This window comes from Alkalibacter rhizosphaerae (genome assembly GCF_017352215.1).
In the GTDB taxonomy this organism is placed as follows: Bacteria; Bacillota; Clostridia; order Eubacteriales; family Alkalibacteraceae; genus Alkalibacter; species Alkalibacter rhizosphaerae.
The window spans coordinates 1,328,522-1,354,770 of record NZ_CP071444.1 but is presented as its reverse complement, the minus strand read 5'-3'; the positions used below and the strand labels follow the sequence as shown (position 1 = coordinate 1,354,770).

The 26,249-nt window shown below is 51.3% G+C and carries 24 protein-coding genes, 1 tRNA gene and 1 pseudogene; 21 read left to right on the top strand and 5 right to left on the bottom strand.

All coding sequences use genetic code 11. The features are described 5' to 3' along the window. Window positions 1-74: 74 nt before the first annotated feature. Window positions 75-329, bottom strand: a complete 255-nt coding sequence (locus tag J0B03_RS06780) for a hypothetical protein (RefSeq protein WP_207298884.1) — start codon at window positions 327-329, stop codon at window positions 75-77. A 174-nt stretch (window positions 330-503) separates the two neighbouring features. Here J0B03_RS06780 and J0B03_RS06775 point away from each other — a divergent pair, with 174 nt between their 5' ends. The 4 genes from J0B03_RS06775 (at window position 504) to J0B03_RS06760 (ending at window position 5,758) form a co-directional block, all read left to right on the top strand. After that, window positions 504-1,910: a PTS mannitol transporter subunit IIBC gene (locus tag J0B03_RS06775; protein ID WP_207298883.1), complete on the top strand. Its 1,407-nt coding sequence runs from the start codon at window positions 504-506 to the stop codon at window positions 1,908-1,910. A gap of 117 nt (window positions 1,911-2,027) precedes the next feature. Beyond that, window positions 2,028-4,157 (top strand): BglG family transcription antiterminator, encoded by a 2,130-nt coding sequence (locus J0B03_RS06770; protein ID WP_207298882.1) that lies wholly within the window; start codon window positions 2,028-2,030, stop codon window positions 4,155-4,157. 11 nt (window positions 4,158-4,168) lie between these two features. Further along, a complete protein-coding gene (locus J0B03_RS06765) occupies window positions 4,169-4,606 on the top strand; it encodes a PTS mannitol transporter subunit IIA (RefSeq protein WP_207298881.1) in 438 nt (145 codons plus the stop codon). 9 nt (window positions 4,607-4,615) lie between these two features. Then, the gene (locus J0B03_RS06760) at window positions 4,616-5,758 is read left to right on the top strand and encodes a mannitol-1-phosphate 5-dehydrogenase (RefSeq protein WP_207298880.1); all 1,143 of its coding nucleotides are present in this window, start codon (window positions 4,616-4,618) and stop codon (window positions 5,756-5,758) included. A gap of 40 nt (window positions 5,759-5,798) precedes the next feature. Here the strand turns inward: J0B03_RS06760 and J0B03_RS06755 are convergent, their stop codons facing one another. Then, on the bottom strand, window positions 5,799-6,671 hold the full coding sequence (locus J0B03_RS06755) for a universal stress protein (RefSeq protein ID WP_207298879.1): 873 nt from the start codon (window positions 6,669-6,671) through the stop codon (window positions 5,799-5,801). A gap of 84 nt (window positions 6,672-6,755) precedes the next feature. On the opposite strand from J0B03_RS06755, the gene J0B03_RS06750 reads away from it, so the two are divergent. The 5 genes from J0B03_RS06750 to J0B03_RS06730 all read left to right on the top strand — a co-directional run bounded on the left by J0B03_RS06750 (window position 6,756) and on the right by J0B03_RS06730 (window position 12,340). After that, a complete protein-coding gene (locus J0B03_RS06750; RefSeq protein WP_207298878.1) occupies window positions 6,756-7,418 on the top strand; it encodes an HAD family hydrolase in 663 nt (220 codons plus the stop codon). Between the two features lie 140 nt (window positions 7,419-7,558). After that, complete coding sequence (locus J0B03_RS06745; RefSeq protein ID WP_207298877.1) at window positions 7,559-9,250, top strand: DEAD/DEAH box helicase; 1,692 nt, start codon at window positions 7,559-7,561, stop codon at window positions 9,248-9,250. Window positions 9,251-9,326: 76 nt separating this feature from the next. Further along, entirely contained in the window at window positions 9,327-10,349 is a 1,023-nt protein-coding gene (gene gshAB, locus J0B03_RS06740; protein ID WP_246798084.1) for a bifunctional glutamate--cysteine ligase GshA/glutathione synthetase GshB, read from the top strand. A 9-nt stretch (window positions 10,350-10,358) separates the two neighbouring features. Next, window positions 10,359-11,624, top strand: a complete 1,266-nt coding sequence (locus J0B03_RS06735) for a hypothetical protein (RefSeq protein WP_207298876.1) — start codon at window positions 10,359-10,361, stop codon at window positions 11,622-11,624. Between the two features lie 2 nt (window positions 11,625-11,626). After that, complete coding sequence (locus tag J0B03_RS06730) at window positions 11,627-12,340, top strand: DUF6320 domain-containing protein (RefSeq protein WP_207298875.1); 714 nt, start codon at window positions 11,627-11,629, stop codon at window positions 12,338-12,340. Between the two features lie 51 nt (window positions 12,341-12,391). On the opposite strand, the gene J0B03_RS06725 is transcribed toward J0B03_RS06730, so the two are convergent. Together J0B03_RS06725 and J0B03_RS06720 are read right to left on the bottom strand one after the other, a co-directional pair. Then, window positions 12,392-14,365, bottom strand: coding sequence for a fructose-1,6-bisphosphatase (locus J0B03_RS06725; protein WP_207298874.1), 1,974 nt, complete (start codon window positions 14,363-14,365; stop codon window positions 12,392-12,394). Window positions 14,366-14,395: 30 nt separating this feature from the next. Beyond that, window positions 14,396-15,082, bottom strand: coding sequence for a uracil-DNA glycosylase (locus J0B03_RS06720; protein ID WP_207298873.1), 687 nt, complete (start codon window positions 15,080-15,082; stop codon window positions 14,396-14,398). A 165-nt stretch (window positions 15,083-15,247) separates the two neighbouring features. Between J0B03_RS06720 and J0B03_RS06715 the strand changes: the two genes are divergently transcribed. The 10 genes and pseudogenes from J0B03_RS06715 (at window position 15,248) to J0B03_RS06670 (ending at window position 22,646) form a co-directional block, all read left to right on the top strand. Next, window positions 15,248-15,547 (top strand): ArsR/SmtB family transcription factor, encoded by a 300-nt coding sequence (locus J0B03_RS06715; protein ID WP_246798083.1) that lies wholly within the window; start codon window positions 15,248-15,250, stop codon window positions 15,545-15,547. A 9-nt stretch (window positions 15,548-15,556) separates the two neighbouring features. After that, window positions 15,557-17,731, top strand: a complete 2,175-nt coding sequence (locus J0B03_RS06710) for a heavy metal translocating P-type ATPase (protein WP_207298871.1) — start codon at window positions 15,557-15,559, stop codon at window positions 17,729-17,731. A 36-nt stretch (window positions 17,732-17,767) separates the two neighbouring features. Then, window positions 17,768-17,843, top strand: a tRNA-Val gene (locus J0B03_RS06705). Between the two features lie 173 nt (window positions 17,844-18,016). Then, window positions 18,017-19,180, top strand: coding sequence for a uroporphyrinogen decarboxylase/cobalamine-independent methonine synthase family protein (locus J0B03_RS06700; protein ID WP_207298870.1), 1,164 nt, complete (start codon window positions 18,017-18,019; stop codon window positions 19,178-19,180). A 9-nt stretch (window positions 19,181-19,189) separates the two neighbouring features. Further along, window positions 19,190-19,354, top strand: coding sequence for a hypothetical protein (locus tag J0B03_RS06695; RefSeq protein ID WP_207298869.1), 165 nt, complete (start codon window positions 19,190-19,192; stop codon window positions 19,352-19,354). Between the two features lie 95 nt (window positions 19,355-19,449). Further along, complete coding sequence (locus J0B03_RS06690; protein WP_207298868.1) at window positions 19,450-19,893, top strand: RrF2 family transcriptional regulator; 444 nt, start codon at window positions 19,450-19,452, stop codon at window positions 19,891-19,893. Window positions 19,894-19,916: 23 nt separating this feature from the next. Continuing rightward, complete coding sequence (locus J0B03_RS06685; protein WP_207298867.1) at window positions 19,917-20,366, top strand: RrF2 family transcriptional regulator; 450 nt, start codon at window positions 19,917-19,919, stop codon at window positions 20,364-20,366. A gap of 31 nt (window positions 20,367-20,397) precedes the next feature. Further along, window positions 20,398-21,081, top strand: a pseudogene (locus tag J0B03_RS06680) (methionine ABC transporter ATP-binding protein); the annotation flags it as partial. A 25-nt stretch (window positions 21,082-21,106) separates the two neighbouring features. Further along, window positions 21,107-21,769, top strand: coding sequence for a methionine ABC transporter permease (locus tag J0B03_RS06675; protein WP_207298865.1), 663 nt, complete (start codon window positions 21,107-21,109; stop codon window positions 21,767-21,769). Between the two features lie 37 nt (window positions 21,770-21,806). Beyond that, complete coding sequence (locus J0B03_RS06670) at window positions 21,807-22,646, top strand: MetQ/NlpA family ABC transporter substrate-binding protein (protein WP_207298864.1); 840 nt, start codon at window positions 21,807-21,809, stop codon at window positions 22,644-22,646. Between the two features lie 56 nt (window positions 22,647-22,702). Here J0B03_RS06670 and J0B03_RS06665 read toward each other — a convergent pair whose 3' ends face one another. Further along, a complete protein-coding gene (locus J0B03_RS06665; RefSeq protein ID WP_207298863.1) occupies window positions 22,703-23,374 on the bottom strand; it encodes a TetR/AcrR family transcriptional regulator in 672 nt (223 codons plus the stop codon). A 151-nt stretch (window positions 23,375-23,525) separates the two neighbouring features. Here J0B03_RS06665 and J0B03_RS06660 point away from each other — a divergent pair, with 151 nt between their 5' ends. Further along, window positions 23,526-24,449, top strand: a complete 924-nt coding sequence (locus J0B03_RS06660) for an AAA family ATPase (protein ID WP_207298862.1) — start codon at window positions 23,526-23,528, stop codon at window positions 24,447-24,449. An 11-nt stretch (window positions 24,450-24,460) separates the two neighbouring features. Continuing rightward, window positions 24,461-26,248 carry a vWA domain-containing protein gene (locus tag J0B03_RS06655; RefSeq protein ID WP_207298861.1) on the top strand — a complete coding sequence of 596 codons (1,788 nt, stop codon included), beginning with the start codon at window positions 24,461-24,463 and terminating at the stop codon, window positions 26,246-26,248. Window position 26,249: the final 1 nt, after the last annotated feature.

Below are 26,249 nucleotides of genomic sequence, written 5' to 3'. Positions count from 1 at the left end.
TATTCGACAAAAGTACGGGTTTTCCTTTTGTGTTTTTAACAATACATTTAATGGGTATGAGTTCTAATGAAGTGTCAGGCTTCCATTCGTTCAAAAACGATCCGGTACAAGCCCAAATCGTCGATGACGTGTACCTTGAACCGGTCGGTGCCGTGAAGGCGGACCGTACCGCCCACATAGCTTTCCAGGTTGCTTTTGATGGCGCCGAAATCACTGCGGCTGTTGCTGACCAGGGTGTATGTGGTTTTGTTTGCCGTCTCTTCCACGGTAAAGGCATCGTACTTGTTGCTGACGGCATTGATGATCTCATCAAAGACAGTTGTATTCATAAGCGCCTCCTAAACATTGGAATCATTATACCAAAAATAAGGAGGAAATGAAAACAGTCCCTTGGAATTTTGTAAAAATGTCAAGAGGCTTTTGACAAGACTTGGGTATCTTTTAAAATTGCAGACCAGGCAGAAATGCTAAAATCTAAATAAAGAAATGAAGGAGGAATCATGATGAGTGAGAAAACACAATCTAGATCGTCGGCATCTGTGAAAATTCAAAGTTTTGGACGTTTTATGAGCGGAATGATCATGCCTAACATGGGCGCATTTATCGCTTGGGGACTTATTACCGCATTTTTCATCCCGACCGGATGGTTGCCCAATGAAAAATTCGCCACCCTGGTAGGGCCTATGATCAATTTCCTGTTGCCCCTTCTGATCGGGTACACGGGAGGCAAGCTGGTCCATGATGTCCGAGGGGGCGTTGTGGGAGCGGCTGCCACCATGGGGGTCATCGTAGGAGCGGACATCCCCATGTTTATGGGGGCCATGATCATGGGACCCTTGGGGGGATATTTGATCAAGTTGGTGGACAAGGTCTTGGAAAACAAGATCCGCACCGGTTTTGAAATGCTGGTCAACAATTTCACCGCCGGCATCTTGGCTGTATTATTACCCATGCTGGGCTTGGTGGCCATCGGACCGGTGGTACTGGGTCTGAACAACATTCTGGAAGCAGGAGTGGACTTTATCGTCAGCGCCGGCCTGCTGCCTTTGGCAAACATCTTTATTGAACCTGCAAAAGTCCTCTTCCTCAACAATGCCATCAACCACGGCGTATTGGGACCCCTGGGCGTGAAAGAATCGGCGGAACTTGGAAAGTCCATCTTCTTCATGATGGAAAGCAACCCGGGACCCGGCTTGGGGATCCTGTTGGCCTATATGATCGCAGGAAAGGGAAATGCAAAGCAATCCGCACCTGGAGCCGTCATCATCCATTTCTTCGGGGGCATCCATGAGATCTACTTCCCCTACATATTGATGAACCCGAAACTGATCCTTGCAGCAATCGGCGGCGGTGTCAGCGGCGTCTTCACCTTCTCCTTGCTGAAAGTCGGTTTGGTGGCCACTCCCTCACCGGGAAGCATCTTCGCCTATATCGCCATGACCCCAAGAGGAGACCACCTGGGTGTCTTGTTGGGAGTGCTGGTGGCTGCCGTTGTGTCCTTCCTGATTGCGTCCATCCTGTTGAAAGCGACCAAAGGAGACACGGAAGATCTTTCGGCGGCAACGGAAAAAATGGAAGCCCTGAAAGGCAAAAAGAGCAGCGTGGCACAGACCACCCAGAAGGCAGCTTCGGATGTAAAAAAAGTCATCTTTGCCTGTGACGCCGGCATGGGTTCCAGCGCCATGGGAGCCAGCCTGCTTCGCAACAAGTTCAAAAGCGCCGGACTGGACATCGACGTGACCAACGTGGCCATCAACGACCTGCCGGAAGATGTGGACATCGTCATCACTCAGCAGTCCTTGACGCCTCGGGCGAAAGAAAAAGTACCCAATGCAGAGCACGTTTCCGTGGACAATTTCCTTGGAAGCCCAAAATACGACGAACTGACCCAACGACTTACGGAGAAATAAGGGATCGAGAGCAGCGGAGCCTTCCGCTGCTTTTGTTTCATCCTGGAGAAAATCCATGCAGGTTGACCCCGGCGAGTTGGGGTATCAATGATAGGTAAGCAATAAGGATAGGAGGTGTTGGCCATCGGATTAAATGAACGTCAGATCAAGGTGCTTTATCATATGCTGGACCAACCCCTGGAGTCCTATGGACAGGTAGCAGACCTGCTGGACATCCATGAGCGGACCCTCTACCGGGACGTAAAAAAGATCCTGGAGTGGATGGTGCAGCGAAAGATCCTGGAACCTTCCGACAAAAAAGAAGGACATGTCATCATCTGGCAGCAGCGGCATTCCATACGGGACCGTATCGAAACCCTTCTTCACGAAGAAAAAAACAAGACCAAGTACGATGCCCAAAGCAGGCGGATGGCCATCTTGACGGAACTGCTGTTTGGAGAGCCCCCTCTCAAGATCTTCGCGCTGGCACACCGCCTCCATGTGACGGAGAGCACCATCATCAACGACCTGGACAAACTGGAGTCCTGGATGTCCGACCATCAAGTTCACCTGGTCCGAAAACAGGGTCTTGGCGTATATTTGGACGGGGAGGAAAACCAGATCCGAAATGCCATCATGGAAGTGGTGTTTCAGGAAGCCGGCTTCAACCGGGTTCGGGAACTGCTCTCCAACCAAGGCAAAAACCCGGATTTGAAAAACACCGATCCGGTGGAGCGGCTCTTGGGAGCCATGGATGAGCGGAGCCTTGTTTCTGTAGAGGAAAGTATTCGATACATGGAAGATGAGCGGGGCAGCCGATTTTCCGACGATGCCTACCTGGGACTGTTCGTCCACATGATGATCGCCCTGACCCGGATCGGACGGGGAGAAATGATCACCATATCTCCGGAGATCCTGGAAAGCCTTCGTTCCACCAGGGAATTCGCCATTGCATCCAAAGCAGTGGAGAAGTTGGAGGAACGGCTGCAGTGCATCATCCCCGTGGAAGAAACGGCCTACATCACCATGCACCTTCGAGGGGCCAAACTGATCGGGAAACGGCTGGCTTTTGAAAAAGAGGTAGAAGACAAATACGACGTGGACAGCATTGCCAGACAAATGATCCAAAAGGCGGCAGAGTTGACGGGCATGGATTTTGACGGAGACGAGGACCTTCACCAGGGACTGGCCATCCATTTGAGACCGGCCATCACCCGCCTGGAGCATGGGATGGAGATCCGAAACCCCCTGCTGACCCAGATCAAAGACCAGTATGGAGAGTTGTTTTATCTGGGGCGGGAAGTATGCAAGATCCTTTCGGAAGCGGTGAAAAAACCGGTGCCGGAAGAAGAAGTGGCTTTCATATCCATGCACCTGGGTGCTTTTGTGGAAAGAAGAAAGGCCAAGGATCTGGAAAACGTGCACGTTTTGGTGGTGTGCCCCAGTGGGTTGGGGACCTCCCGGATGCTCACATCCAGGATCCAGCAAAATCTGCAGGAAGTAAAGGTCCTGGGGACCACGTCCATGGAGGAAGCGGAAGATTTTCTTTCCATGAATCCCCTGGTGGACCTGGTGATCTCCACGGTGGATCTGGGAGAGCGCACCTTTTCCTACACGGTGGTAAGTCCCTTGTTGTCGGAAGAGGACGTTGCCAAAATCCGAGCCCGGTATCGGCGCAATGTGGCAAAACAGTACCAGGTGGTGCCAACTTCTATGGAATCGGACAAATCCATCTTTGAACTGGACCGGGTCGTCCGGTACCTGCACTCCTGGGAAGGGCTGGAACCCCTGCTCTTCATAAAGGATGGACTGGATATCGGATCGAAAAATACCTGGCTGGACTACATTGCCCGCTACGTCCACTATGGGGACAAGGTCAAGGAAGACCGCTTGAAGGAAGAATTGAAGAAGCGGGAAGGATTGATGGGTACTGCCATTGGGGAGCACAAGCTGGCCCTGGTACATACTCGAACCGGGACCCTGGAGAAAATTTTGGTGGGCGTCTTTCGGAATCGACAGGAAGTGGCATTCCAGGACATGGAAGGCAAACCCGTTTCCGTGGATCTGGTGCTCTTGCTGCTGGCAGGGACCCAGGCCACCAAAGAGGACATGGAAGGGTTGAGCCAAATCAGCGCTTCCCTGGTAGAGGACAGGGAGTTCATTGCCCTCTTGCGGGAAGGCACGCTGGATCAATGGAAGGAATATGTGAAACAAGTGTATGGAAAACTGGTCCATGCTTACGTGCAAAAGACCAGAATAGATAAATGAGGAGGATCACAATGGATATTTTAAAAAAGGAAAACATCGTTTTGGGAGCAACCTTTGACAGCAAGGACCAAGCCGTGGAATACGTAGGAAACATGCTGGTGGATTCCGGCTATGTGGGACCGGAATACATCGATCTGATGAAAGAACGGGAAACGGTCATGTCCACCTTTATGGGAAATGGATTGGCCATCCCTCATGGCGTGGCGAAATCCAGAGAAGGAAATGTCATCAAAAACTCCGGCATCGTGGTGGTCCAAGTGCCTGGCGGAGTGGATTTTGGAGACGGGAACACGGCCTTCATGGTGATCGGCATTGCCGGCAAGGATGGGGAACACCTGAACATCCTGGCCAACATCGCCACCATTTTCAATGAGATGGAAAATGTGGAGGAAATGGTCAATGCCAAGGACCCGGACGTCATCTACCACAAGTTTACGGAAACCGTGTGAGGTGAGATCATGAAAAATGCCGTACATTTTGGCGCCGGCAACATCGGCAGGGGATTTATCGGCCTGCTGCTGGCCCAAGCCGGATACCAGGTGACCTTTGTGGATGTCAACGAGACCGTGTTGCAGGAGCTCAATGAAAAAGGCAGCTATCCGGTACATATCGCCGGAGGCGACGAAGAAGTGATCTGGGTCCGTCAAGTTCGGGGACTGAACAGCAGAAACCAGGAAGCATTGGACCAAGCCATTGCAGAGGCGGAAGTGGTCACCACCGCCGTCGGCGTCAATGTGCTTCCCATCATCGGGAAAAGCATGGCTGCCTCCCTGGAAAGGATCGCTCGAAAAGATCCATCCAAGACCTTGAACATTATGGCCTGCGAGAACGCCGTGGGGAACGGGGACATTCTAAAAAATTCCGTGTATGAACATTTGTCCCTGGAAGGACAAAAGTTTTGTGATGAAAACGTTGGATTTCCAAATACTACCGTGGACCGGATCGTCCCGGAAAACACGGACAAGTCGGAACTCCTGTCCGTCTTGGTGGAACCCTTTTACGAATGGAACGTGGAAAGAAGCAAACTGGTGGGGAGCCTGGATGAGATCCCAGGCATGAACCTGGTGGACAATTTGAGCGCCTACATCGAAAGAAAATTGTTCACCTTGAATACAGGCCATGCCATCGCCGCTTACCTGGGATATCAGAACCAACAGCCCACCATTCTGGATGCGGTGGCAGATCCTGAGATCAAGGAAGTGGTGCTGGGTGCCATGGGGGAAACGGGACAGGCCCTGGTAAAAAAACACGGATTCGATCCGGACCAGCATGAAGCCTATATTCAAAAGATCATGGGGCGATTCGAAAATGCCGCCCTGATAGATCCGGTGGAACGGGTGGGAAGAGACCCCTTGCGGAAATTGGGGCCCAAAGATCGGCTGATCGCACCAGCGAGGACCGCCCTGGAATACGGGGTGGAACCGGAGAATTTGGTGAAGGGGATCGTGGCAGCCCTGAAATTCGATCATCCCCAGGATCCGGCAGCAGTTTCCCTGTCAACAAAATTGAAGGAAAATGGTTTGGACGGCGTACTGGTGGACGTTTGCGGATTGGACCCGTCGGAAGCTTTGTATGATCGCATCAAAAATGCGTATGCATAGAAGAAAGGTCGGCAATGTTGCCGACCTTTTTGCAGTGCATTCAACCTCTTGCCGGAACCAGCAAGACGGAGGTATTGGCGCTTCTGGTGATGCGCCGGCTAACGCTTCCAAGGAGCATTTCCCGGACGAAGCCGCGGCCCTGGCTGCCCATGACGATCAACTGGGGTTGGATCGACTCTGCCACCAACAGGATCTCCTCGGAGGGTTCTCCGAATTTGATCAGGATCTCCACGTCCTTCGCTCCCTTGTCCAGCAGCTGCTGCCGCAGTAGGTCCAGCTTCTCCTGGTCCTGTTTGTTGAATTCTTCCAGGCGGGCCACCATTTCGGGTTTCATACGGGACTTGTTTTGGACATGCATCAGGGTGATGCGGGTGATGCCGTCGGATACCATATCCATCAGGCGTTCAAAGGCCACGTTGGCATTTTTTGAAAAATCCGTTGGGAAGAGCAGGGAAGTTTCTTCGGGATCGGAAAAGGGTTTCTGGCAAGTGATCCCGGCTGCCGTCTCTTCCAGTCGAACCAGCAGGACCGGAACCTTGGAGTGGAGGGCCAGATCGTAGGGCAATCCCTTGAAGAAGACTTCACTGGCGGCGGATTGTTTTTTGGAACCGGTAACGATGAGGCCATATTTTTCCTTTTGGGCGATCTGGTTGATCTCACTTTTGATCTGCCCGGAAACGACTCTGGTATCTACCGAAAATCCGTATTCCTCCAGCCAGGTTTTCTGCCTTTGCAATGCTTTTTCCAACACGGTGGCCGTGGTTCCGATGGCGATGGATGCCGTTTCCTGAACGCTCAGGCATTGCAGCAGCAGGCATTCTTTCGTGTTGAACGGCTTCAACTGGTCCAGACAGCGGACCAGGCCGTCGGATGTTGGGGATAGGTCTGTTGCTACGATCACTCTTTTAAACATGGGAAGCCCTCCTATATTGTACTTTCTCTATTTGTACCCTAAAATGAAATATATATCAAATAAAATATTGGAAGAAAGGCGGCGGTGGATATAAAAGGAGTCATTTTTGACATGGACGGGGTCATCGTGGACAGCGAACCCCTTCACTTTGAAAGCGATCGACGGACCATGGCGGAAGTGGGGGTCGATCTGATCTTTGAAGACATGAAACCCTACATCGGTACGCCGGACCGGCAAACCTATGGAGCATTAAAGCAAAAACACGGGTTGACGGAAACGGTGGAGGATCTGTTGGAAAAACAGAAAAAGCACAAGGAGGCGGTCTTCAAGGAAGTGTCCATGAAACCCATGGAGGGTCTTATGGAACTGATGGATCACTTGAAGGGACAGGGCTTCAAGATCGGACTGGCTTCTTCCTCCAAGAAGAAATTCATCCGTCATGTATTGGACCAGCTTCAGATCACATCCTGGTTCGATGCCGTGGTCAGCGGCGAAGATCCCAAACGAGGCAAGCCGGAACCGGATATATTTCTGATGGCGGCGGCATGGATGGGATGCGAACCGGAAGCCTGCATTGTCATCGAGGATTCCACCCACGGCATCCAGGCTGCACGGCAGGCCAATATGTTTGTTTACGGACTGTACAACCCCAATTCGGGAGAGCAGGATCTGTCCCGGGCTCATATGATCGTAAGCTCCCTTGGAGAGATCTTGATCCACCTAAAGACGAATTCGTTGGACGTTTAAGTCTAAGACTGGTATAATGACTAGATAGGATTTGAAGGAACACGTCGATTAAACACTGATTCTAAGGACTCCCCGAAAACAATCTATGTTCTGTTCGTGAATATACTGAATAATTCTCAATAAATCAAAGGAATGATAAAATGGAAAAAATGAAGTTTGAAGAAATACCCCAAATCAGCGACGAGATCAAAAAAGCCGTCGAGGATATGGGTTTTGAAGAGATGACCCCGATACAGCAATTGTCGATCCCATTGGTATACCAAGGACTGGATATCGTTGGGCAAGCCCAGACCGGCACGGGAAAAACCGCTGCATTCGGGATTCCAACCATCGATGCCATCGATGCCGATGACAAGAGAACACAGGCATTGATCCTTTGCCCCACCCGGGAATTGGCCCTGCAGGTATCTGAAGAGATATCAAAACTGGCAAAGTACAAACGTGGGATCAAAGTTCTGCCCGTCTTTGGAGGACAGTCCATCGACCGTCAGATCCAGGGACTGAAACGAGGCGCACAGATCGTCATCGGAACGCCGGGACGGATCATGGACCACTTGAGAAGACGAACCCTTAAAATAGACCAGCTAAACAAATTCATCCTGGATGAAGCCGACGAAATGCTGAACATGGGCTTTCGGGAAGACATCGAGACCATACTGGAAAGCGTGGAGCACGAGAAGCAGACACTGCTCTTTTCCGCCACCATGCCAAAGGCCATCCTGGAGATCATCAACACCTACCAGAACGATCCACAAATCGTGAAGGTGGAGCACAAGGAATTGACCACCCCCAATGTGGAGCAGTTCTATCTGGAAACCAAGGAAAAGGACAAGATGGAGGTCATGACCCGGTTGATCGACGTCTACAACCCCAATCTGGCCATCATCTTCTGCAACACCAAACGGAAAGTGGATGATGTGACGGAACTTCTCCAAACCAGGGGATACAGCGCCGACAAGATCCACGGCGACATGAAGCAAATGGTTCGATCCAACGTCATCGCCAAGTTCAAGCGGGGAGACATCGACATCCTCATTGCCACGGACGTGGCGGCACGGGGGCTGGACATCGACGATGTGGCCATTGTCTTGAATTACGACATGCCAAGCCACGAAGAGTACTACGTCCACCGGATCGGAAGAACGGGTCGTGCAGGTCGTACGGGAACCGCGTTCACCATGGTGACGCCACGAGACTACAACCTGCTCAAAAGCGTCATGAACTACACCAAAAAGAAGATCAAGCGCCATCCCATCCCAAGCATTGGAGAGATCGAGACGGTAAAAACCGATGCATTTGTTGAAAAGATCAAGAGCAAGATCCAACAAGGCGGGCTGGAGCGATACATAAAGATCCTGGAAAGCTTGCTGGAAACAGAAGATTACCAGGCCATCGAGGTAGCGGCAGCACTTATCAAGGAAGAACTGGAACTGCCGGAAAAAGACAATGTGGATATGAGAGGCTTCAAAAAAGACAATCTGCCCACGTCAAAAGGATCAAAGAGGGGCAGAAGCAAGGAGCCCATGGCCAAGTTGTTCATCAATGTGGGCAAAAACCATCAGATCCGACCTGGTGACGTGGTGGGATCCATTGCGGGAGAAACCGGGGTCAGCGGCAGCAGCATCGGAAGCATCGACATTTTCGACGACTACACTTACGTGGAGATCCCGGAAGAGTATGCCGACCAAGTCTTGGAGATCATGAGCAAGAACACCATCAAGGGAACCAAGATCAACATTGAACGGGCCAAGGCGGTCCGAAAGACCAATGTTCGAGGAAAACGAGGAAGTCAGGATCGTTTCCCGAAAAGAGGAAGAGATAAAAGAAGTTGACCATAAATCCAGCGTTGCTTAGGCAATGCTGGATTTCTTGCATCCCGGGGTTGCCGTTGCCAAGGGTGGAATGCTCGTGTTAAGATGGACTTGGAAGGATGGTGGAAATGAGATGAGGGTGAACATCAAGGCATTGGAACTATCGACCCAGCTGGTCGTGGAAGAAGCATGGCGGCGAGGGGTGGACGTGGAAATACTGGATGAGGAAAGCAACTTCATTCGACTCCGAAAAGGAGATCGGGTACAGATCCTTCGGCAGGCAACAAAGACGGCACTGGACAGCTACATTGCCGCTCAGATCATGGAAAACAAGGAAGTCACCAAGCTGCTTCTACGGGAAGGCGGAATCCGTGTTCCCCAGGGGATCCGCATCCACGATGTGGAAGAAGGTCTGGAGCGATTTGAAGAATTCAAGACTACCAGTGTAGTGGTAAAACCATTATCCACTAATTTTGGCGTGGGGGTGGTGGTATTTCAACCCCTGGAAACGGAAGAGGAGTTCAAGGAAGCTCTGGAATACGCCTTTTTGTTTGACGAGACCGTCATGGTGGAAGAATACATCCCCGGCAAAGAATATCGTTTTCTGGTCATGGGGGATGAAGTGGTGGCGGTCCTCCACCGGGAACCGGCCAACGTTGTCGGAGACGGAGCGTCCACCGTACAGCAGCTGGTGGCGGCAAAAAACGAAGATCCTCTTCGGGGTTCCGGGTATGTGACGCCTTTGGAAAAAATAAAGCTGGGCGAGGTGGAAGCTGCTTTCTTGAAAAAACAGTCCTTCACCTTTGATTCCATACTGCCTCAGGGACAAAAGGTCTACCTGCGGGAAAATTCCAACATCAGCACTGGGGGAGACAGTCTGGATTTTACGGACAAGGTCCATCCCGGATATAAGGAATTGGCCCTTCGATGCGCAAAGCTGGTAGGTGCCGCCATTACGGGAGCAGATGTGATGATCCAGGATACGACGGCCCCTCCAAGCAGGGACAACTACGGCGTCATTGAACTGAATTTCAATCCGGCCATCCATATGCACAATCATCCATACATCGGTGAAAATCGGGGCGTGGAGAAAAAACTGCTGGATCTGCTGGGATTTTAAGGGGGATCCATGAATAAAAAATGGTTTCGACTGGACAACATCGGACGACTCTACGCCTCCATCGCCAATTACAGGGACACCACCATGTTTCGACTCTCCGCCGTGTTCAAGGAAGAAGTGGATCCGGCGATCCTGGGAGCGGCCCTTCAGAATGTCATGCCCCGATTTCCCTACTTTGCCACCCATGTGAAGCGGGGGATATTTTGGTACTACATTGAAGAAAACACGGAGATCCCCGTGCCTACGGAAGAAAGATATTTTCCCTGCATGCACTATCAAGTAAAAAAGAAGGGGAATTTTCCCTTTCGCGTACTCTATTATAAAAGACGGCTCAGCGTGGAGTTCACCCATATTATCACCGACGGGACGGGAGGCCTGATTTTTTTGCAGACCTTGATCCGGGAATATGTGCGACTGATGAAAAAGGAAACGGCCACCAACGAAGAGCTTCAGCGACCCGGGAAGGATGTCCTGGCCGATGAAGTGGAGGACAGCTTCTCCAAGTATTACAAAAAAGGGTATCCCGCATCCAAAAAAGGCGGAAAGGCTTTCCACCTTCCCTATAAGCTTCTGCCAAAGGGAGTGTTCCACGTTGTTACGGGAACGGTGGAACTGGCGGATATAAAGAGGCTCTCCAAAGAAAAGGGCGTCACCATTACGGAATTTCTCATTGGTGTCTACTTTAAAACCATACTGGATCGGATCGAAAAAAAAGGATATAAAAAGCGTCCTGTGGTCCTGAATGTACCGGCGAACTTGCGATTGTTGTATCCATCCAAAACCATGCGGAATTTTTTTGCGCCCATCACCCCCATGCTGGATCCCCGCCTGGGAACCTACAGCTTCGATGAGATCCTCCGATATGTGAAGAATTTCATGGAAATGCAGGTGGACAAAAAATATATGGACCAGATCATCAGTCGAAATGTGAAAAACGAACGGCACTGGATCCTGCGGACCTTTCCGGTTTTTATAAAAGACTTGATCATGCCCTGGATCTATCATTTTTACGGGGAAAGAGGATACACTTCCGGCTTTTCCAATGTGGGACTGGTCTCCCTGGGGGAAGAGTTGGAAAAGGAAGTGGAAAGCGTTCACGTGTACCCGGCACCCAGCAGCGGCAACATCATCAAGGTGACCTGCGTCGGATTCAAGGGAAAGATCCACATCACCTTTGGCAAACTGACCCTGGAAAAAGAACTGGAGCGGGAGTTTTTTCGCAATCTGGTTGAAATGGGAATGGAAGTAATGATCGAAACCAATCTGGAGGGATGAAAATGGCCTATTGTCCAAAATGCGGCGTTAAGGTAGATCACGGAGGGAAGGACTGTCCCTTGTGCGATTTTCCCATACCGGTGGTAGAGGAAGAGGTTGAAGAACAAACCCATCCCTTTCCCACACCGGAAAATGTATATCCGAAAGAATTCAAGGTCATCAAGAAGCGGATCTTCAAAAACATTGCCGTCTTTCTTTTGCTGGCTGTTGTGGTCATGTACTTTCAAAACATCCTGCTTCAGGGGACCTTGACCTGGGCCCGGTACAGCGTGGCGGCCACTTTCTTTCTGCTGGCCTACATTGCCGTATTTTTGAATTTCATACCCAATCCCTATTTCTTTGTGACGGCGTCCGCCCTGATCACCTTAGGGTTTTTATTTACCATGGACTGGATCGGCGGAGAATTGAACTGGTTTTGGTCCCTGGGCCTGCCTCTGGTGGCGGGGATATTCCTTTTGAGCCTGATCGGCGTGTTCGCCTATCGCCATTTAAAGCGAAAACCCCTGATCCTGGCCGGCGTTTTCATGATGTTGGCGGGACTTTACTTTATCGTAGTGGAAGGAGCCGTAACTGGATATTTTTTCGGAAAGATCCATCTCTTTTGGTCCTACATCGGAGGGATCCCTTTAAGCGCCCTTGGACTTTCCATGTTGTACTTCCACTATTATTTTCCCCAAAGCATGAAAGAACAGATCAAGCGACGGTTTCATACCTAAAGAAAAAGAAAAGCTGCAGCGACCCGGTAAAGGGGCTGCAGCTTTTTTCATTCATTGTTTTTCCTTGACGATGCCTTTTCGGTAAGCCTGGATCAGCATCTCCAGATAGTAGATCTGTTTTTTCAACTTTTCTCCGATGTCGGTGTTTTCCACCCGTTTTCGCTCCAATACCTTTTCAATGACGCTGATGGTGGAGCGGATGTCCACGCCGTCGTTGATGGCTTTTTCCACGGATTCGAAGGGCTCGTGGCTGGCCAGCTGGAGGCCGTAGGAATTGTAGATCAGGGTATATCCGGCGATCCCCGTCGTGCTCTGGTAGGCTTTGGCAAAACCTCCGTCTATGACCAGAAGCCTGCCGTTGGCCTTGATGGGAGATTCTCCAGAGGTGGTTTTGACGGGGACGTGGCCGTTGATGATGTGGTTCTCTTTCGGGTCCAATCCGAATTCCTGGAGTACCCGTATGGCGGTGGATTCTTCGTTGACCAGGGTGAAATAGGGAGTGTAGCGCTCCTTGTGGGGTCCCTTGTCGTCTACGAAATACCGTTCGAAGGTAGCCATCTTGTCTTTTCCAAACAAGGGGGAATCTTCGTGACACCACAGGTACCAGAGAAAGGCGGTGCCGCAGCTTCGCCTGGACTTGCTGAAGTAGGCTTCTCTGGCCCATTGGTCCATTTTGGTCATCAGGGCTTTTCCCGATGCGGTTTCCCCGTAGAGGGTGACTTCCTTGAAGGTGCCGTCTTCATTCATGGGAATGGAGGCGTGGAAGAGAAGATTTCCATTGTATTTCAAATAAATGCTTCCTTTGGCGTATAGAAAGCGAATGTGGGTCTGCAGTTTTTCCGCCGTTAGAAAGGACGTCTGCAGTCGGTCCATGACGTGCTGTTCGTCTTCCGTCAGCATCCAGGGGGTCTGCGGGTCCACCGTGGGGAAATGCGTGGTGTTCAAGGGATAGATCGTTCCGTCGATCTGGATGGTGTGGTTTTCGTAATTGATCTTGTCCAGCAAGAGCCGGTTTTCCATGCCGAAATCGGGGTTTTCCATGACGATCTGATGCTCCAGCTTGAATTGGATCATGGAGATGGCTTTGTGCATTTTTGCCAGCATGTTCCGGTCGTTGTCGGAGAGGAGTTCCTTTTCCGACAGCTTGGGCATGAATTTTTTGCAATCGTCTTCCCGATAGGTCCGCATGGCAAAAGTGGCAAGGGGGAGCATGTTGACGCCGTAACCGTCTTCCAGGATGTCCATGTTGGCGTAGCGCAGGCAAATGCGGACGGCGTTGGCGATGCAAGCCCTGTCGCCGGCTGCAGCGCCCATCCAGAGGATGTCGTGGTTTCCCCACTGGAAGTCCACGGAGTGATGGTTCATCAGGGTGTCCATGATGTAATGGGGTCCCGGTCCCCGGTCGTAGACGTCACCAAGGATGTGGAGATGGTCGATGGTCAACCGCTGGATCACGGCAGAGATCTGGATGATGAACTTGTCGGCCCGTTCCAGTTCTACAATGGTGTCGATGATCTTGTTGTAATAGTCCCGCTTGTTGAACCGGTCTTCGTCTTCATGGAGCAGTTCCTCCATCATGTAGGCGAATTCCTTGGGCAATGCTTTTCGGACTTTGGATCGGGTGTATTTGGAGGAAGCGTCCCGGCAGACCTGGATCAGCCGGTAAATGGTCACCTTGTACCAGTTGGCAAGATCCGGTTCCCGCTTTTTGATATACTGGAGCTTTTCTTCCGGATAGTAAATGAGAATGGCCAGTTCCGTAATCTCGCTGGCAGACAGGGTCTTGCCCAGCACATCCTTGATCTTTCGCTTGACCACGCCGGAGGCATTTCGCATGACGTGGTTGAAGGCCACGTATTCCCCGTGAATGTCCGTCAGGAAGTGTTCCGTTCCCTTGGGCAGGTTCAAAATGGCTTTCAGGTTGACCACTTCAGACGTGGCGTAGGGAATGTTTCCAAATTTTTCTGAAAGCAGTTCCAGGTACTCTTTTTTTTCAAACAATTCCGGTTCGGTGAAAAGATTCATCAATATACCTCCATCATTTTGTTTTCATCATCATAGTTCCACAACAGGTTCGATTTGCCAGTCGATGGGTTCCATGCCGTTGTCCTTAAGAAACTGGTTGGTTTTGGAAAAGGGCCTGCTGCCGAAAAAACCCCGGGAAGCAGACAGGGGACTGGGATGGGGGGATTCCAGGATCAAATGCCTGGGGTTGGTGATGGCTTCTTTTTTGCTTTGGGCGTACCGGCCCCAAAGGATGAAGACCATGGGTTCCTCTTTTTGGTTGAGCAGGTGGATGATATGATCCGTGAAAGCTTGCCATCCAATATTCCGGTGGGAAGCGGCCTGGCCGGCTCGGACCGTCAGTACGGCATTGAGCATCAGGACTCCCTGCCTTGCCCATTTTTCCAAAAAACCGTGATTTGGCCGGTTGCAGCCCAGGTCCGACTCCAGCTCCGTGTAGATGTTTCGCAGGGATGGAGGAATATCCACCGTTGGATTGACGGAAAAACAAAGGCCGTGGGCCTGGTTTTCTCCGTGATAAGGGTCCTGGCCTAGAATGAGGACTTTTGTGTCTTTATAAGCGGTCAGTTCCAGTGCATGAAAGATTAGATCCATGGGCGGAAAGACGCGATGTGCGGCATATTCTTTCTTCAAGGCAGTGCGCAATTGCAGATACGACTCGGTTTGAAAACGATCTTTCAGCAGTTCCTTCCAGTCGTTGTGAAAAGTGGGTGCCATGACGGACCTCCTTGTTTAGACTCTTGTAACTTCCGCTTCTATTTTATATGAAAAAAATTCTTTTGTCATCCAAAGGAGTCCACCTTTTCCACTTGACAAAAGAGGACAATGGATTTATATTAATATATGAGCATGTATTCATATGATATAAACTGGAGGAAAACGATGGAAGCCTACAACGATGAAATGATCAAGGAAATATCGGAGTTTTTCAAAGTTTTTGGGGATCCCACCCGAATGAAGATCCTGACGATCCTGCTCCATGGCAAGGAGCTTTGCGTCAATTGCATCACGGACCAGCTGGAAGTGACCCAGTCGGCCATCAGCCACCAGTTGCGCCTCCTCAAGGCCAGCGGGCTGGTCAAGTCCCGACGGGACGGAAAAAACATGTACTATTCCCTGGATGATGAACACATCGCGTCCATCTTGGAGATCGCATACAAACACGTCGAACATAAAAGGTAGGAAAATATAATGTTGGAATTTATTTTAGACGGACTCAACTGCACGTCCTGTGCAGCAAAAATCGAAGATCACGCAAACAGGATGGACTCGGTGAAGTCGGCCACCGTCCATTTCGTCAACAGCTCTCTTTTGGTGGAAGCCCGGGAGTCGGTGGACCAGCAGGTCCTGGTCCAGCAGATCAAGGACCTGGTGAAACGCTACGAGCCGGATGTGACCGTATGGCTCAAGGGGGAGGAACCGGAGGGCTACCAGGCCGGGGAGATCCAGTGCGTGGGCTGTGAAGACGAAAACCGGCCACCAGAGGGAAGAGAGAAAAAATCCCTTGTCTCTTATTTGCTCTCCCAGCATCGCCTGTGGGCGGGGATCGCCGCATACGCCCTGGCCATTGCTTTCGACCAACGAATGGAATATTCTCTGGTCTTGTATCTGGTCGCCTACTTTTTGATCGGTTATCATGTCATTTATACGGCCATACGAAATATTTTTCGGGGGGAAGTCTTTGATGAAAACTTTCTCATGGTCATCGCCACCATCGGCGCCTTTTTCCTGAGAGAAAACATCGAAGCCGTGGCGGTCATGCTTTTTTATCAGGTGGGGGAAGTGTTCCAGGACTACGCCGTGGACAGTTCCAGAAAATCCATCAAGGATCTGGTGGATCTGAAAGCTTCCTTTGCCAACAAGTTGCTGGACGGAGATTGGGTCCAGGTCAAGCCGGAGGCCTTGGCAACGGGAGACCGGATCCTGGTCAAGCCGGGAGAAAAAGTGCCGGTGGACGGGGTCATTCGGTCGGGGAGATCCCTTTTGGATACGGCAGCCCTGACAGGGGAATCGGTGCCCAGGGAATTGAGCGTGGACGATCCTGTTTTGGGCGGCTACATCAACACCAATGCCTCCCTTCAGGTGGAAGTGACCAGTACCTATGAAGATTCTGCCGTGGCAAAGATCCTCCACCTTATCGAAAACGCCAGCGGCAAGAAATCCAATACGGAAAAGTTCATCACCCGGTTTGCCCGGTATTATACTCCGGCGGTGGTTTTCATGGCGGCGGCTTTATCCGTGATCCCGCCCCTTGTCACCGGGGATCCCTTTTCCCAATGGCTCCAGCGGGGCCTGATCTTTCTGGTCATCTCCTGTCCTTGTGCCTTGGTCATATCCATCCCCCTGGGATACTTCGGCGGCATTGGCGCCGCATCCCGGGCCGGCATCCTCATTAAAGGAAGCCAGTACCTGGAAGCCCTGAAAAACATGGATACAGTAGTTTTTGACAAGACGGGGACCTTGACCAAGGGTGTTTTCCGTGTCGTCAAGGTGACGGCAGCAGAGGGAGTGGACGAGGAGGAGGTCCTCCGCTACGGTTCCATTGGGGAAAGCCAGTCCAACCACCCCATCGCATCCTCCATTCGAAACAAGTATCCCCTGGAAGTGTTGACCCAGGAGATTCGATCCCATGAGGAGATTGGCGGAAAAGGGGTCCGTGTCCAATACAGGGATCAGGAGATCCTGGCAGGAAACCGAAAGCTGATGGAGGATCATGAATTGGAGATCCTGACCGCCGACGATATCGGCACCGTGGTCCATGTGGCCGTGGATGGAAGGTACCTGGGCTATATCCTCATTGCCGACGAGATCAAGGACAGCGCAGCAGGATTGATGGATGCCCTCAAAAACCTGGGCGTGAAGCGGACCATCCTTCTTACGGGAGATCACGAAAACATAGCCCGTCACGTGGCCGACCAACTTCACATGGACGAGTACCGATCGGAACTTCTTCCCCAGGACAAGGTGGCCGTGTTTGAAACGCTGAAAGAGGAGAAGAAGGACAAAAAGACCATTGGGTTTGTGGGGGACGGCATCAACGACGCACCGGTGCTTGCCATGGCGGACATCGGCATCTCCATGGGATCCCTGGGATCGGATGCGGCGGTAGAAGCCAGCGACATCGTGATCATGCAGGACGATCCTGCCAAGATCGCAGACGGCATTCGCATCGCAAAATACACCAACAAGATCGTCGTACAAAACATCGTCTTTGCCCTGGGGGTAAAAGCCCTGGTCATGGGACTGGGCGCCCTGGGACAGGCCAACATGTGGGCGGCAGTCTTTGCCGACGTAGGAGTGGCCCTCATTGCCGTATTGAACGTCAGCAGAATATTTTATACCTCAAAGAAAGCAAATAAGGCTTGAAAGTTGCAGGGGTTGTCTGTATAATAAGTTGGTAATGATCTCGTAGCTCAGCTGGGAGAGCGCTACCCTGACACGGTAGAGGTCGCTGGTTCAAGTCCAGTCGGGATCACCAACTTCGTATAAAAGCTCGGGTACTACTTCGGAAACGATGGTATCGGAGTTTTTTTTATTTTTTTGTCTTTTCTTTAAACGAATTTAAATTTAAATGTTGATAATTGAAAATATTTTGTATATAATCTTACTTGTACAAGTTAAAATGGAATCAATTTTGAAAGGGGATACAAGATGACAATGGATGTAAAGACCAGCGAATACAAAACCAAGCTTTTTACGGACATCTATACCGGTCAAAAGCCGGACCGGGTGCCGGAAAAGCTGGGAGTCAATGCCTGTGCTGCATTGGAATTGGCAGGCTACGACCTGCGAACAGCCCAGTACGGGGTGACAAAAGTACTGGATGCAACGGATCAACTCAACGGGACCTACGATACGGACAACCTGATCGGGACCTGGCCCGGTACGCCTTGGTTGGGCAAATTTACGGGAAGCAGGACCAATGTCATGGGAGCGGATGGGTTCATCCAGCACCCCAATGTCCACGGCATGGAAGAGGACGAGTATGACCAGCTCTTGGCGGATCCCCTGAAATTCATATGGGAGACGGTCATTCCCAGGGTGTTTACGGAATTCGACGCTCCACCCATGAAAGCGGCCTTTGCCATGGCAAAGACCATCAAAGCCTCCGACGAGATCAACGGCAAGCTGGTCCGGGGAAACATCGGACTGATCGAAAAACACCAGAAATCCAGATTGCCGGGCCTTTCCGGGATCTGCCGGGCTCCTTTCGATTATTTTGCAGATTACCTGCGATCCTTCACCGGATCCCTTATCGACATCCGGCGAAAGCCCCAGCAGGTGCTGGAGGCAGTGGAACTGATCACCCCCCTCATGATCAAGGGAGGAACGCCGCGAAACATCGAAAATCCAAACCGGACCAACCGAATCTTCTTCGCCCTCCACATGCCCACCTATATGAGGGAAAAGGATTTTGCCAAGTTCTGGTGGCCCACCTTTAAAGAAACGGTATGGGGCGTTTACAATGCCGGATTCGGCGTGAACATTTTCTGCGAAGAAAACTGGATGCACATCCTGGATTACCTCAACGAGCTGCCGCCGGGATGCGAGCTGCAGTTTGAATACGGCGACCCCAAAGTGATCAAGGAAAAAGTGGGGGACCGGCATATCATCTCCGGATTGTTCCCGGTGAACCTGCTGAAAAAAGGAACGAAAGAAGAAGTGTGCGACAAGGCCAAGGAATATATGGACATCCTGGCGGTGGATGGAGGCTATACCTTCAACTTCGACAAGTCCATCCTGCGGGCCGCACAGATCAATTGGGACAATTTCCAACCCCTGTTGGATACGGTCCACAACTACGGAAAGTACTAGGAGGTTCTCATGGATACGAAGAAAATCAAAATCAAAAGCGAATACTACACGGATCTGGACGATACCCTGGCCAAGTACGACATCCCGGAAGAAGCCAGAGAAGACGTGGACGAGACCATGCAACTGGTGGAAGACATGATCTTGTACTTCACGTTGACCACTTTAAGCAATTGAACCGGAAAAGTCGCCTGTTGGGCGGCTTTTTTTTTAATCCGGTTGAATCGATGAAAACGAAGTGGTAATATATAGTAGTATATCTGGAGGTAATTATGAAGATTTCTACGAAGGGCCGATATGCGCTGGAAGCAGTGGTGGATCTGGCTCACAACAGCAAGGAAGAATTGGAAAGTTTAAAAAATGTGGCCCAACGGTTGGGCAAATCGAAAAATTACCTGGAGCAGCTGTTTGTACAGCTTCGAAAAGCCGGCGTGGTGGTAAGCGTTCGGGGGGCCCAGGGCGGGTACCGCCTTGCCAAAAATCCCGAAGACTTCACTGTTGGCGACATCGTACGCCCAGTGGAAGGGTCTTTGTTGCCGGTCCACTGTCTGGAAGACGACGGCAAATGTCCCAATAAGGAAGTATGTCCCACCATGCAGGTTTGGGGCAAAGTGGGCATGGAGATCAACCGGGTGATGGACCAGATCACCCTGCAGGATCTGCTTGTTTGCTATGAAGGGTCCATGACCGACGTGGAATTGGAGTATTATATTTAATAAATTGCGAAGGAGGGAACAGGGTGAAGATTTCGACCAAGGGTCGGTACGGCCTTCGAGCCATGATCGATCTGGCCATATACAGCAGCAACGGACATCAGGCACTGGGGCAGATCGCCCAGCGGCAGAACGTTTCTGAAATCTATCTGGAGCAAGTGTTTTCCGCTCTTCGCAAAAACAACATGGTCCAAAGCGTCAAGGGGGCCCAGGGCGGGTATCTGCTGGCTGTGGATCCCAAAGATGTGACCGCCGGCGACATTCTGCGGGTCCTGGAGGGGGACGTCTCCATCATCGACTACGGCAACGAAGATGTAGGAGCGGAACATAGCAAATTGACGACCTGCATCAACGACATGGTATGGCGGCGGATCGATGCCAACATACGGGACCTGGTGGATGGCATCACACTGGAAGAAATGGTGGAAGACTACAAGAAGAAATTGGGTCTCCACGCTCCCATGTACTATATTTGAAGGGGAGCGGCACTGGAAAGGGAACTAACGAATGATCAAAATCGAGAACATCACAAAGATATATTCCAACCAGGCAGGAGACTTTCTGGCCTTGGAAAACGTCAGCTTGAACGTGGATAAAGGAGACATCTACGGCGTCATCGGACTCAGCGGAGCGGGGAAAAGCACCCTGGTCCGCTGCATCAACCTGCTGGAACGCCCCACGGAAGGCAAGGTATACATCGACGGGGAAGAGATCACCGCCATGGGAGAAGACCAGCTTCGAAAGACCAGACAATCCCTGGGCATGATCTTTCAGGATTTCAACCTGCTCATGCAGCGAAGCGTTACGGACAACATCCGATTTCCTCTGGAGATCGCCAAAGTGAACAAAAAAGATGCCGAAAATCGGGTGGCGGAACTACTGGAACTGGTAGGTCTGCAGGACAAGGCCAACAGCTATCCGGCCCAACTCAGCGGCGGTCAAAAGCAACGGGTGGCCATTGCCCGAGCGTTGGCAAACCATCCAAAGGTCCTTCTTTGCGATGAAGCCACTTCGGCTCTGGACCCGGTGACCACCTTGTCCATACTAAAGCTGCTCAAGGACATCAACGAAAAACTGGGGGTCACCATCATCATCATCACCCATGAGATGAAAGTGGTGGAAACCATTTGCAATAAAGTGGCGGTCATAGAAAGCGCCAAGATCGTAAAGGATGGATGGACCAAGGACATCATCCATCATTTTGGGGAGGTGTGACATGGACGTCATCGCAGAATTTGGAGACATACTGGCGAAAGGGACCCTGGATACCCTGTACATGGTCTTTGCCGCCACACTGATCGCTTATATCTTCGGCCTTCCCCTGGGGATCGCCCTGGTGGTGACGGAGGACAACCACATCCTGCCGGCCAGCCACTTTAACCGGGCCCTGGGCACGGTGGTGAATGTGACCCGATCCGTACCGTTCTTGATCCTCATGATCGCATTGATCCCTTTTACCAGGGCCATCATGGGGACGGCCATCGGGGTGAACGCATCCATCGTCCCCCTGGTCATTGGAGCAACACCTTTTGTTGCGCGACTGGTGGAGGGATCCATGAAGGAACTGAACAAGGGGATCATCGAAGCGGCCACCTCCATGGGGTGTTCCAAATTTGAGATCATCTACAAGGTCATGATCCCGGAGAGTTTGCCATCCCTGATTTTAGGAGCATCTCTGACCACCATCACCCTGGTGGGGTATTCCGCCATGGCCGGCGTTATCGGCGGCGGCGGTCTGGGAGACATCGCCATCCGGTATGGATATTATCGCTATGAATCGGACTTGATGGTCGTCACCATCTTGCTTCTCATCATCATCGTGCAAGTGATCCAAGGCATTGGGAACCGATTGTCCAAACGGATCAATCGATTAAATTAAAGGACTCCAAGGGGTCCGGGGAAAAGGAGAAAAGGGAATGAAGAAAAAAGGAGTATTGTTATTGGCAGTAGTGCTGTTGATCAGCCTGGCCTTTGCCGGCTGCGGCAGCGACAATGGAAATGGAGACGGGAACGACGCCGGTGGAGACATGGTGCCCATGAAGATCGGCGCAACACCGGTCCCCCACTATGAGATCCTGGAGTTCGTCAAACCATTGTTGGCGGAAGAAGGGATCGAGCTGGAGATCCAGGAATTTACGGACTATGTGCTTCCCAACATGGCCCTGGAGAACGAAGAACTGGATGCGAACTTTTTCCAGCACGTTCCGTACCTGGAAGATTTCAATGAGAAAAACGACACGGACCTGAGCGCCATCATTCCGGTCCACTTTGAGCCCTTGGGCCTGTATCCGGGACAGACAGCCACCCTGGAAGAGATCCAGGACGGGGACAAGATCGCCGTGCCCAACGACACCACCAACGAAGCGAGAGCCCTCTTGCTGCTCCAGTCGGCGGGATTGATCGAAGTGGATGCCAATGCAGGCCTGCAAGCCACCATTCGGGACATTACCAGCAACCCGAAAAATCTGGAGATCGTGGAGCTGGAGGCAGCACAGATCCCAAGAGCGTTGCCGGATGTGAACTTTGGTGTCATCAACGGAAACTACGCCATTGAAGCCGGCCTCAGCGCCGGAGAGGACGCATTGGCGTCGGAAGACAAGGACTCCCTGGCAGCACAGACTTTTGCCAACGTCATCGTCACCCGTACAGGAGACGACCGGGAGATGTTCGATGTATTGAAGAACATCCTTCAGTCGGAGGCAGTTCGGGAATTCCTGGAGGACAAGTACGGCGGAGCCGTCGTTCCCATGTTCTAAAAACAAAAAAATGGAGAGCGCATTTGCGCTCTCTTTTTCATTGCCTTTGTTTGTGGTCAGACCAAAAATCGTATATCGTCAAAATCCACCTTGTAGAAGAGCTCCAAAGAGGTCTCCAGGATCTCGTCTATCAGGGCGGAATCCATTTTCATGAGTCTGGGCACGATGCCGTTGGCGAAGGTGACCATCTTCTGGATGTCCAGGGGTTGGCCGCTTTCCAGGTGGTGCAGTATAAATTCCCTCCTGGCGCCGAAATCGGCCAGGACCACGTCGTCAAAATCGTCTTTATCGATGTGGATGTCAAAATCGGAGATATAATCTTTATATACTTCCCGGATCAGGCTGTTCAAGATCTTGTAATGAGATTTTTTCATCAGCACATCGTGGTAAAAACGCTTGTTGTGGTCGTCGGATAAAATGATGTGGTAGTAGATCCTGGACAGGACCCCGTGATACAAAATGGCGTTGTCCATGGCCAGATGTTCATAGGCGGAGAGGCGTTGTCGGATCGTATCCATGTATTCGCTGTAGATCAAAGTGACGATGTTGTCCTTGTTGGTAAAATGATATGGGATCAATCCGATGGGCACTTGGGCCGTCTCCGATATTTTGGACAAGGTGGTTTTTTTATATCCGATGTCGTAAAACAATTGCTTGGCGATGCCGAAAATGTATTCTTTTGTCTGTTCCCCTTTTTTATTGGTGCCCACGTAACCAGATCCTTCCATAATGCTTATTTCATAATCTCTATTTTACTGGTTTAAATTAGGGCTGTCAACACTCCTGTGAAATACGGGGTTTTGTATCTGCAGTACCGTGAAACAAGGGTGCTTTGTGATATAATGAGAAAATAAACTGAAAGATAAAGGATGATTTCTTATGAATCTGCGCGAGTTTTTATTGGATCAGGGAATTAAAGAAGGTTTGCTGGAAGAAGTGGACCGATTTCGTGAATTCTATGCCTTGGAAGGGAACCTGGCACTGCGGGTGCCTGAACCTGCCGGATACTTTTTTGGAAAGGACATCTGGGAAATGTGCATCACCGCCATTTTGGAAGGGGAGCACATCCTGCTTTCCGGACCCAAGGCCACCGGGAAAAACCTGCTGGCGGACAACATTTGCGCCCTGTTCGGCAGACCCCAGTGGAACGTCAGCTTTCATGTGAACACGGACAGCGCCAGCCTCATCGGCACGGACACCTTCATCGACAACCGGGTGCAGCTGCGAAAAGGCGCGGTATACGAATGCGCCATCCACGGAGGGTTCGGCGTATTCGACGAGATCAACATGGCCAAAAACGATGCCATCGTGGTACTTCACTCCGCCTTGGATTATCGAAAGATGATCGACATCCCCGGCTATGAAAAGATCAAGCTCCACGAAGCCACCCGGTTCATCGGTACCATGAACTACGAGTATGCCGGTACCAAGGAGCTCAACGAAGCCCTGGTCAGCCGGTTTTTGGTGGTGGACATCCCCCAGGTGGAAAAAAACAAGTTGATGCTGATACTGGAAGGGTATTTTCCGGAAGCGGACGTGGACAAGCTGAGCCAGTTCGCCGGGTTGTTTTTGGATCTGCAGATCAAATCGGAAAACGGGGAGATCTCCACAAAAGCAGTGGACCTGCGGGGGATGATCTCCTGCATCAAGACCATTCGCCGGGGACTTCAGCCCAAACTGGCTGTTGGCATGGGAGTAACGGGAAAGACATTTGACGAGTACGAGAAAGAGATCGTGGGGGATGTGATCCGAACCAGGATCCCCGAATCTTGGACCAGCGAAGACGTATTTCCCGGGAAATAGAAGGTGGAAACATGGATTGGATCTACAGCGATTATGAAAAGTCCACGCGACTGAAAAACATCTTGTGGACGGTCAGTGAAGACTACAGCGAAGATCTGGAACGGTTGGAGGAGTACGCAGACCTTTCCCACGATCTTGGCCTGTACTATGCGGCCAAATCCGGGGCCAGAAAAAAATACATCCAGTGGAATTTGGTGAAAGGCTATCTGAATTACCGGATCCATCGGGGTGCCAATGGGGATGTCCTCATCGACCTTGCCCAGATCTGCTGCGACGTGGCCGTGGAGTCCAAACTGGTTCAGGAGCGTCCGGGGATGGTGGAGATCCGGGAAGCGGGGTATCGGGACCTTCTGGAGAATTTTCTTCTGTCCAAGAACAAGACCCTCATGGACAAGGTGAAATACCTGGTGTTTTTGCGACAAACGGGAAAGAGCGTCCAGATGGATCGAATGGTGGTCCAGATCGTGGACGAGATCGAAGAGGTCCATGAAACCATGGATACGGTGGAGATCCTTCAAAAGGTGGAAGACATTTATGTGAAACACTTTGAAGGAAATCGGGACAACGTGGATTTTCTATACGAAGACAAGGAACAGACCGTGGAATATCTGGAGCAATATGCCAACGACATGGACCATCGGGGAGACGCCTACAAGGATTTCATGGCGGAAGAATACTACGATGATGTCATTTCCGATGCCGTAGAGAGGATCTCTTCCACCCTGGTGGTGGAATCCATGGGCGAAACCAATCCCTCGGAAAAGGAGGCCCGGGACAACCGGGTGATCTCCATCGACGAGGAGATGGCCAGCAAGATCTACGACCAGATCTCCTATTACCATGGCAAGAGCTTTCTCAAACCGGAAGAGGTAAAGGCCATGGAATCCAAGATCTGCCGCCAGTCCCACGAAGGTTGCCGGGTCCACTTTACAGACGGAGTACTCCGGGCCGGTGTGGAGAATTCCTTTCAAATCAAGTATGTGGAAAAACAGAAGGAGAACAACCTTCATCATTTCAACAAATTCAGCCAGATCCACAAGCGCAACGTGTTGAAGCTGAAAGAGACCATCATCCGCACCTTGACCATGGAAACGGAAGTAAGCACCATCCCCAGCAGCTATGGGGAGATCGTGCCCTCCAAACTTTGGAAAGTAGGCCGGGTGGCAGACTTGAAGGTCTTCAACAAGGTGCTGAAAAACGAAAAAGGCGGATACGTGGTGGACATCTTTCTCGACGGCAGCGGATCCCAGCGAAGCCGCCAGGGAAACGTGGCCGCCCAGGGATACATCATCTCTCAAGCCCTGACCCTGGCGGGGATCCCCAATCGGGTCATGAGCTTTTCCAGCTTTCTGGATTACACCATCCTTCGGCGGTTTCGGGATTACGACAGCCCGGAATCGGACAACCGAAACATCTTCGAGTATTACGCCACAGGGAACAACCGGGACGGCCTGGCCATACGGGCCGTATGCAGGGACCTGTTCCGACGGCCGGAAGAACACAAGATCCTGATCATCCTTAGCGACGGGAAACCCAACGACATCAAGATCGCCAAGACCAGCACCATCCGGGGGGAGACTTCCTACAAGGGGATGAAGGCCATCAAGGACACGGCCCTGGAAGTGCGGAAAGCCAGGAAAAATGGCGCCCTGGTATTGGGTGTCTTTACCGGAAAAGAGGAAGACCTGTACGCAGAGAAGTACATATACGGCAAGGACTTCATTTACACGCGAGAGGTGGACCGCTTCGCAGACATCGTTGGCGTCTATCTGAAGCGGATCATCCAGAACTACGAGTAGT

Bases quoted from the DNA above. Each gene is read 5' to 3' on its own strand.
- J0B03_RS06780 (WP_207298884.1), bottom strand. From the start codon at position 329: ATGAATACAACTGTCTTTGATGAGATCATCAATGCCGTCAGCAACAAG.
- J0B03_RS06775 (WP_207298883.1), top strand. From the start codon at position 504: ATGAGTGAGAAAACACAATCTAGATCGTCGGCATCTGTGAAAATTCAA.
- J0B03_RS06765 (WP_207298881.1), top strand. From the start codon at position 4,169: ATGGATATTTTAAAAAAGGAAAACATCGTTTTGGGAGCAACCTTTGAC.
- J0B03_RS06760 (WP_207298880.1), top strand. From the start codon at position 4,616: ATGAAAAATGCCGTACATTTTGGCGCCGGCAACATCGGCAGGGGATTT.
- J0B03_RS06755 (WP_207298879.1), bottom strand. From the start codon at position 6,671: ATGTTTAAAAGAGTGATCGTAGCAACAGACCTATCCCCAACATCCGAC.
- J0B03_RS06745 (WP_207298877.1), top strand. From the start codon at position 7,559: ATGGAAAAAATGAAGTTTGAAGAAATACCCCAAATCAGCGACGAGATC.
- J0B03_RS06735 (WP_207298876.1), top strand. From the start codon at position 10,359: ATGAATAAAAAATGGTTTCGACTGGACAACATCGGACGACTCTACGCC.
- J0B03_RS06730 (WP_207298875.1), top strand. From the start codon at position 11,627: ATGGCCTATTGTCCAAAATGCGGCGTTAAGGTAGATCACGGAGGGAAG.
- J0B03_RS06725 (WP_207298874.1), bottom strand. From the start codon at position 14,365: ATGAATCTTTTCACCGAACCGGAATTGTTTGAAAAAAAAGAGTACCTG.
- J0B03_RS06720 (WP_207298873.1), bottom strand. From the start codon at position 15,082: ATGGCACCCACTTTTCACAACGACTGGAAGGAACTGCTGAAAGATCGT.
- J0B03_RS06715 (WP_246798083.1), top strand. From the start codon at position 15,248: ATGGAAGCCTACAACGATGAAATGATCAAGGAAATATCGGAGTTTTTC.
- J0B03_RS06710 (WP_207298871.1), top strand. From the start codon at position 15,557: ATGTTGGAATTTATTTTAGACGGACTCAACTGCACGTCCTGTGCAGCA.
- J0B03_RS06700 (WP_207298870.1), top strand. From the start codon at position 18,017: ATGACAATGGATGTAAAGACCAGCGAATACAAAACCAAGCTTTTTACG.
- J0B03_RS06695 (WP_207298869.1), top strand. From the start codon at position 19,190: ATGGATACGAAGAAAATCAAAATCAAAAGCGAATACTACACGGATCTG.
- J0B03_RS06690 (WP_207298868.1), top strand. From the start codon at position 19,450: ATGAAGATTTCTACGAAGGGCCGATATGCGCTGGAAGCAGTGGTGGAT.
- J0B03_RS06675 (WP_207298865.1), top strand. From the start codon at position 21,107: ATGGACGTCATCGCAGAATTTGGAGACATACTGGCGAAAGGGACCCTG.
- J0B03_RS06670 (WP_207298864.1), top strand. From the start codon at position 21,807: ATGAAGAAAAAAGGAGTATTGTTATTGGCAGTAGTGCTGTTGATCAGC.
- J0B03_RS06665 (WP_207298863.1), bottom strand. From the start codon at position 23,374: ATGGAAGGATCTGGTTACGTGGGCACCAATAAAAAAGGGGAACAGACA.
- J0B03_RS06660 (WP_207298862.1), top strand. From the start codon at position 23,526: ATGAATCTGCGCGAGTTTTTATTGGATCAGGGAATTAAAGAAGGTTTG.
- J0B03_RS06655 (WP_207298861.1), top strand. From the start codon at position 24,461: ATGGATTGGATCTACAGCGATTATGAAAAGTCCACGCGACTGAAAAAC.